At 74.7% G+C, this 6,538-nt stretch carries 7 protein-coding genes and 1 pseudogene; 5 read left to right on the top strand and 3 right to left on the bottom strand.

Features of this window, described 5'->3' with window-relative positions; translation table 11 throughout:
• The coding region (locus tag AB0E96_RS36730; protein WP_359830458.1) for an AAA family ATPase at positions 1-651 on the bottom strand (651 nt) is incomplete at its 3' end.
• A gap of 141 nt (positions 652-792) precedes the next feature.
• Between AB0E96_RS36730 and AB0E96_RS36725 the strand changes: the two genes are divergently transcribed.
• Positions 793-1,704 (top strand): hypothetical protein, encoded by a 912-nt coding sequence (locus AB0E96_RS36725; RefSeq protein ID WP_359830456.1) that lies wholly within the window; start codon positions 793-795, stop codon positions 1,702-1,704.
• Positions 1,705-1,775: 71 nt separating this feature from the next.
• Here the strand turns inward: AB0E96_RS36725 and AB0E96_RS36720 are convergent, their stop codons facing one another.
• Positions 1,776-2,693, bottom strand: a complete 918-nt coding sequence (locus AB0E96_RS36720) for a LysR family transcriptional regulator ArgP (protein WP_359830453.1) — start codon at positions 2,691-2,693, stop codon at positions 1,776-1,778.
• A 69-nt stretch (positions 2,694-2,762) separates the two neighbouring features.
• Between AB0E96_RS36720 and AB0E96_RS36715 the strand changes: the two genes are divergently transcribed.
• Positions 2,763-3,386 carry a LysE/ArgO family amino acid transporter gene (locus tag AB0E96_RS36715; RefSeq protein WP_359830451.1) on the top strand — a complete coding sequence of 208 codons (624 nt, stop codon included), beginning with the start codon at positions 2,763-2,765 and terminating at the stop codon, positions 3,384-3,386.
• Positions 3,387-3,476: 90 nt separating this feature from the next.
• Here the strand turns inward: AB0E96_RS36715 and AB0E96_RS36710 are convergent, their stop codons facing one another.
• On the bottom strand, positions 3,477-4,295 hold the full coding sequence (locus tag AB0E96_RS36710) for a hypothetical protein (RefSeq protein WP_359830448.1): 819 nt from the start codon (positions 4,293-4,295) through the stop codon (positions 3,477-3,479).
• Between the two features lie 102 nt (positions 4,296-4,397).
• Here AB0E96_RS36710 and AB0E96_RS36705 point away from each other — a divergent pair, with 102 nt between their 5' ends.
• The 3 genes and pseudogenes from AB0E96_RS36705 to AB0E96_RS36695 form a co-directional block, all read left to right on the top strand.
• Positions 4,398-4,616, top strand: a complete 219-nt coding sequence (locus tag AB0E96_RS36705) for a hypothetical protein (protein ID WP_359830445.1) — start codon at positions 4,398-4,400, stop codon at positions 4,614-4,616.
• Between the two features lie 373 nt (positions 4,617-4,989).
• Positions 4,990-6,171: a cytochrome P450 gene (locus AB0E96_RS36700; RefSeq protein ID WP_359830444.1), complete on the top strand. Its 1,182-nt coding sequence runs from the start codon at positions 4,990-4,992 to the stop codon at positions 6,169-6,171.
• A 176-nt stretch (positions 6,172-6,347) separates the two neighbouring features.
• Positions 6,348-6,538: pseudogene (locus AB0E96_RS36695) on the top strand (hypothetical protein); the annotation flags it as partial.

The following is a 6,538-nucleotide window of genomic DNA, read 5'->3' as shown; positions in this document are numbered from 1 at the left end:
AGACCGTCCGCCTGCCCGAGCCCGTGGGCATCGTCCTGGAGACGGAGCCCCTGAAGAACTGGGTGCGCTGATCCCGGGCATGGCTTCCCCGGGGACCGGCCCCACGGCGGCGTCCGGCCCCACGGCGGCGCCCGCGTCCGGCACCGGCAGAGGCTCGACGGGGAAGACCTGTTCGCCCGCGATGCCGAGCGGCTGCCGGCTCGTCGCCAGGACGCGCAGCCCGGGCGCGGCCCGCAGCAACGCGTCGGTGAGGCGGGCGCACGCGTCGATCAGGTGCTCGCAGTTGTCCAGGACCAGCAGGGCGCGCCGCTCGCGCAGCCGGGCGGCGAGGAGGGCCGCCGCATCGGCGCCGGGGTGCCCCGGATCCGCCACGTCGAGGGCGCCGAGGACGCTCGGTGCGAGCAGCTCCGGGTCCCGCAGGCCGGCGAGTTCGACGACGTGCACGCCGTCGGGGAAGGCGGAGCGCGCCGTGTCCGCCGCCACCCGCAGCGCCAGGCGGGTCTTGCCCACGCCGCCCGTCCCGCTGAGCGTCACCAGGCGCGCGCCGGAGAGCAGCCGGGCGATCCGGGCCGTCTCCGCCCGCCGCCCGATCAGCGGCGTCAGCTCACCGCCGAGGCCGGCGAACGTCCCCGTGGCTGTCCCCGTTCCCATGGGTGGCCATCCTACGGACGCGCGGTGACGGTGACGGGACCGCGGTCGGACGGGAATTGAGTAGTTCTCCCGTTGCCCCGCGCGCCGGCCCGCCCGAGACTCGACGACGCGGTATCGGACGGGTCAGGTGAGGTGTGTGGGGTGTCGGCAGGCAAGGCGGCGGAGGCGGAGCGGACCGGGCGGCTGGGGCAGCGGGTGTGGACCTACCAGGGTGCCTATGCGCGCAGACCCCTGATGGCGATGTTCCTGTTCCTCATCCTGTTCGGCGTGCTGTGCACCCTCGTCGGAAAGTACTACGACGAGGACGCCTCGTTCCGCCTCGCGTTCTGGGCGATGCCCGGGGCCGCCGTGGCGTCCCTCGCCCTGTGCGTGCGGCACTCCCGGATCCGGATCCGGGAGTACGAGCACGGCTTCGAGCTACGCCGGCCGGGGCGCCGCACGCTGCGGTACGCGTGGCAGGAGATCGACTCCGTCGAGTCGACCCGGGTGTCCGTGCGCGTCAACTTCGCGCACTCCCACGACGTGCTCAAGACCGTGATCCGCCCCCGCACGGGCGGCCGGATCCGGCTCAGGGGCCTGGACTACATCAGGGTCCGCGAGGAGAGCGGCTTCTGGAGGATGATCTCGAAGCCGTACCCCACGACCGGCGCGGGTTTCGTCTCGGACGCGGCGCGCGCCGTCGCCGAGGCCCGTGCGCGGCGCCTCCTGAACGAGCTCGGCGCGGGCGGCGCGTACCGCTGGGGCGCACTCACCTTCACCGCCGAGGGCATGACGCTCGCCCCCTTCCCCCGGCCGCTGCCCTGGTCCCGGATCGCCCTCGTCTCCGCGGGCCCCCACGACGGCGTTCGGCTCGACGTCCGGGGGCTGGCCGCGCACGTCGGCAGCCGGGCCCTGTCGGGGCGGGCGACGAAGGCGGGCTACCGCACCGAGGGGGACCGGCTGGAGGTGTTCGTGCCCGTCCGCCGCCCCGGATCGGACTACCTGGCGCTGGACATCCTGCTCGCCCACGGTCAGGCCCTCGACGGCGGGCGGGACGAAGCACCCGGGCATTGACGGGCGCGGCCCGCCCGGCAGGGACCGGCCCGCCCGGCACGACTACGCCCGCACGACTACGCCCGGCACGACTACGCCCGGCGGCGGGCGGGCCCGGGGAGCAGGGCCTCGGCGGCGGCCGTCGCGACGACCTCGGCGACCGTGGACAGGGCGGGCGAGTCCAGCTTCCACTGCTGCCAGTACAGCGGGACGTCCATGGGCCGGCCGGGCGCCAGTTCCACCAGCCGGCCGGACCGCAGCAGCGGCCCGGCCTGCGGTTGCGGTACGAGGCCCCAGCCGAGGCCGGCGGCCACCGCGTCCCGAAAGCCGTCCGAGGCGGGCACCAGGTGGCGGATCCGCCCGGCGCCCGACCGCCCCCGGGTGAGGGACCGGACGAACTCGTCCTGGAGGTCGTCCCGCCGGTCGAAGACCACGGTGGGGGCGTGGCACAGATCCTCGGCCAGGTCCCCGGTGAGGTGACGGGCCGCGAACTCCGGTGTGGCGGCGGCCAGGTAGCGGGCCAGTCCGAGGGGCCGCACGGTGCAGCCGGCCACCGGGTCGGGCGAGGAGGTGACGGCGGCCATCACCTGGCCCTCGCGCAGCAGGGCGGTGGTGTGGGACTCGTCCTCCCGGTGGAGCTCGAAGCAGATCGGCGGGTCCTGCGGCACCCGGGTGAGCGCGGGCAGGAACCAGGTCGCGAGGGAGTCGGCGTTGACCGCGATCGGGACCCGGGCGGGGCCCTGCTCGGCGGCCAGGCCCAGTTCGGCGCGGGCGTCGCGTTCCAGGCGGGCCAGTTGGCGGGCGAAACGGACCACCACCTCGCCGGACTCGGTGAGCCGTACGGGCTTGGTCCGTATCAGCAGGACGCGCCCGGTGCGCTGTTCCAGGGCCTTGACGCGCTGGCTGACGGCGGAGGGGGTCACGTGCAGGGCGGCGGCCGCGGCGTCGAAGGTGCCCTCGTCGACCACCGCGAGCAGGGTCCGGACCTGGTCCAGGGGAAGTTCGTTCATAAGTACGGCTAAGGTTACTTCAGAATCTTTACCTGTACTCATCCATACGCGGTCCATACGGTCGAGGCCATGAACAGCAGCGCCATCGCCGCCGTAGCCGCCGGATTCGGTACCGGGCTCTCCCTCATCGTGGCCATCGGGGCCCAGAACGCGTTCGTCCTGCGCCAGGGCGCCCGCCGGCACGCCGTCCTCGCGGTCGTCGCCATCTGCGCCGTCTCGGACGCGGCACTGATCGCGCTCGGCGTGACGGGGGTGGGCACCGTGGTCACCGCCTGGCCGGCGGCGCTGACCGTCGTGGGCCTGGTCGGCGGGGCCTTCCTGCTCTGCTACGGCGTCCTGGCGGCCCGACGGGTGCTGCGCCCCGATCCGGCGGCCGCGCTCACCGGCGGCGGACCGGCGGCGGGATCCGTCCGGCGAGCGGTCCTGACCTGCCTGGCGATGACCTGGCTGAACCCGCACGTCTACCTCGACACGGTGCTCCTGCTCGGCTCGCTCGCCTCCGGCCGCGGTGACCTGCGCTGGGCCTTCGGCGCGGGCGCGACACTGGCCAGCCTGTGCTGGTTCGCCGCCCTGGGCTTCGGCGCCCGGCTGCTGAGCGGCGTCCTGTCCCGGCCGAAGGCCTGGCGGGTGCTGGACGGTGTGGTCGCGGCGACCATGCTGGTGATGGGCGGGATGCTCGTCGCCGGGGCCTGACGCGACCCGGCCGCCGACGGGCGGGGCCGCCTGCGGCCGGCCGAACTGCTGGAGCAGCGGATCGGCGGCTTCCGGGCCCCGAGCCGGCGGCTACCCGCCCCGCCTCCGGTCGGCCATCGCCCGCACCTCGGCCAGGGCGCGCGCGTGGTCGACCGGTGGCGGCCGGAACCGCCCGGCGCACGCCCGTACGTGCTCCTCCCAGCGGTCCTGCCAGAACTCCACCGTCCACCCCGGCCACCGCTGCGGCACCTCGTACGCCTCCGCCGTCGCCCCGAGCGTCCACCAGCCCACCCGCCGCCGCAGCGGATCGACGTGGACCCCGGCCTCGGCCGGCACCCGGCACACACCGTGCTCGGGGCCGCCGGTCAGCCGGTCGAGCAGTGCGGGCCCCTCCCGGACCGGATGATCGGCGCCGGTCGCCACCACGTGGCAGCGGTCCGGCCCGACGGTGACGACGGCGGCCATCGGCTCCGGGTCGGTCAGCTCCTCGTCCCCCGGTCCGATCGGTTGCCCGGCCAGGACGCCGGCGGCGCGGTCACGCACCTGCTCCGGGTCCAGCCCCAGATGGGTCCGCAGCTCCGCGGGGCCGTCGTAGAGCCACCGCACGTCCCAGCCCGCCCACGCCTCGCGCAGCAGCTCCAGCGTCGCGGCCCGGTACCGCAGCACGGTGCTCGGCCCCTCCCAGGCGAACAGCAGCAGCACCTTCCGGCCGAGGTCGATCAGCGCCGCCCCCTGGCAGAGCACGTCGTCCAGCCACCCGTCGTCCGCCGGCAGACTCCGGACCGTCGGGAGCACCCGCCCCGGCCCCGCCAGCAGGTCGAGGTCGAGCCCCACCGCCCCGAACCGGGACAGGTACAGCTCGTACGCGCCGCTCTCGCGGACGACGACGAAGTTCGCACGGTCGGCCATCCGCCCAGGATGGTCGACACCTGTCCTGTGTCAAGTGGCCTCGACCATGCACCAGGTGATCTTGACTGGCGCGATCGAACCCGTTGTCACTACGGTCGGCACATGGGAGAACTGCCAGAGAGTGTGGACCGCGAGGTCCTGGACCGCTGCATCCTGGACCGTCGGATCGGCCCGGCGCTCCGGATGATCAGGGACGTGTCCGGCTGCAGGCTCAACGAGGCGCTCGGGATCTTCACCGCGCGATACGAAGAGCTCCGCCGTGACCGGCCGGACGACTTCGAGCTGAGCCGTGAGGAGTACGCCCACGAGGTCTACACCTGATCCACGGCCGTCTGGCCGGTCGAACTCGTCCGGCACGCGGCCGAGACGGCCTGTCAGGGGACGGCACGGAACCGGGCCGCCGGCGAATCGACGTGCCCCTGATCGATCACGAAACGGTGTTCGAGGCGGGACTCGGCCGCAAGCTGGACGGTCTGTCCCCGCGCGTCACGGCGTAGGAGCTCTGCCCTGGCGAGGGCCGGGGGGTCGGGGCCGGGGCCGGGGGCGGCTCCGGCTCGGGGGAGGGGGTGTGCGGGAGGCTGCCGTGCGCCCGTGCATCGCACGGGATCGGGGCCGGGGGGCGCAGCGGCGCGCGCACCTGGGTATCGGGAACCGGGTATCGACAACTGGGTGCCGGGTGGCCGCGGGAGGTCCCATGAGTGAGCAGGAAGTGCCGCCGATCTCGATCTTCTACCGTCGTGACGGGTTCGACCCGGGCCCGGCACTGGGCGAGGCCCAGCGGGAACCGGTCCGGCGGGTCCGGGACTTCTGGCTGCACCGGGTCGGCGAGTACTGGCTCGTCACCCGGCACGCCGACGTGCGGCGCGTGCTGGCCGACCACGAGACCTTCGCGATGCACGACCCGGAACGCGCCCCGGTCCTGCCGAACGAGCTCCTCAACATGGACGCGCCGGAGCACACCCGGCTGCGCCACGTCCTGACACCGGAGTTCACCGGGAAGCGGATCCGCTCGCTGGATCCGATGATCCGCACCCTGGTCGGCGAGCTGATCGACGCGATGGAGGCGCGGGGGTCCGCGGCGGACCTGATGGACGACTTCGCCCTGCCGCTGCCGCTCGGGGTGATCTGCGGGATGCTCGGCGTTCCCGACCCCGACCAGGGGCAGTTCCACCACTGGTCCCGCACCACGCTGGACCTCGGACTCCCCATGGAGGAACGGCTCGCGGCCGGCCGGGAGTCGCACGCCTACATGGCCTCGTTGGTCGCGGAGAAGCGGCGCAGCCCGGACGACGGGATGATCGGCATGCTCGTCCGGGAACACGGCGGCGAGGTGTCGGACTCCGAACTGGTCGGCGTCTGCGAGGTGTTGCTGCTCGCCGGGCACGTCACCGTGTCCAACACGATCGGCCTGGCCGTGCTCGCGCTGCTGTCGCACCCGGAACAGGCCGACCGCCTGCGCGCCGCCGACGACGGCGATCCCGTGATCGACACCGCCGTCGAGGAGCTGCTGCGCTACCTGTCCGTGTCGAGCACCGCGATGGCCCGGACGGCGCGGCGCGACACCGAGATCGGCGGCGTGCCGATCAGGGCCGGTGAGCAGGTCGTCTGCCAACTGCCGGTCGCCAACCGGGATCCGGCCCTCGGCCCCGGGATGGACCGCCTCGACATCGGACGGACCCCCGTGTCGCACGTGACCTTCGGGCACGGCCTGCACCGCTGCCTCGGCGCGCCACTGGCCGGCGCCGAACTGCGGATCGCGCTGCCCGCGCTCCTGCGGCGGCTGCCCGGCCTCGCGCTCGCGTGTCCCGTCGAGGAGGTGCCCTACCGGGTCAACAACGAGGTCTACGGCCTCCACGCGTTGCCCGTCACCTGGTGACGGGTGACGGGTGACGCCGGCCCGGAGCCGCCGCCCCGGGCCCGCCCGCGGCCCAGGGTGGAGACGCGCCCGCCCGAGCGGCGGGTCCGTCCGGCGTGGCGGCTCCGACCTGCGGCTGAGCGGGTTACGCCGCGGGCAGGACGCGTCGGCGCGGGCCACGCACCTAACGTGGCGTCATGTCGACGACTCCCCGGTGGCGGACCGCCACCCTGCTCGCCGTGCCCCTGGCCGTCCTCCTCCCGCTGGCCGGCCCTCGGCTCGCGCTCGCCGCCTCCCCGGCCGGGGCGCCGCCCGCCGTCGCGGCCCCGTCCGGCCCGTCCGGCCCGTTCGCCGGTGCGGCGGCCGGGGCGCCACAGGTGCCGGCGCC

Origin of the sequence: Kitasatospora sp. NPDC036755 (assembly GCF_040636595.1) — a bacterium.
Classification (GTDB): Bacteria; Actinomycetota; Actinomycetes; order Streptomycetales; family Streptomycetaceae; genus Kitasatospora.
This window is presented reverse-complemented; position numbering and strand designations above follow the sequence as displayed.

Coding starts and splice junctions, on each gene's coding strand:
- AB0E96_RS36720 (WP_359830453.1), bottom strand. CDS start 2,693: ATGAACGAACTTCCCCTGGACCAGGTCCGGACCCTGCTCGCGGTGGTC.
- AB0E96_RS36715 (WP_359830451.1), top strand. CDS start 2,763: ATGAACAGCAGCGCCATCGCCGCCGTAGCCGCCGGATTCGGTACCGGG.
- AB0E96_RS36710 (WP_359830448.1), bottom strand. CDS start 4,295: ATGGCCGACCGTGCGAACTTCGTCGTCGTCCGCGAGAGCGGCGCGTAC.
- AB0E96_RS36705 (WP_359830445.1), top strand. CDS start 4,398: ATGGGAGAACTGCCAGAGAGTGTGGACCGCGAGGTCCTGGACCGCTGC.
- AB0E96_RS36700 (WP_359830444.1), top strand. CDS start 4,990: ATGAGTGAGCAGGAAGTGCCGCCGATCTCGATCTTCTACCGTCGTGAC.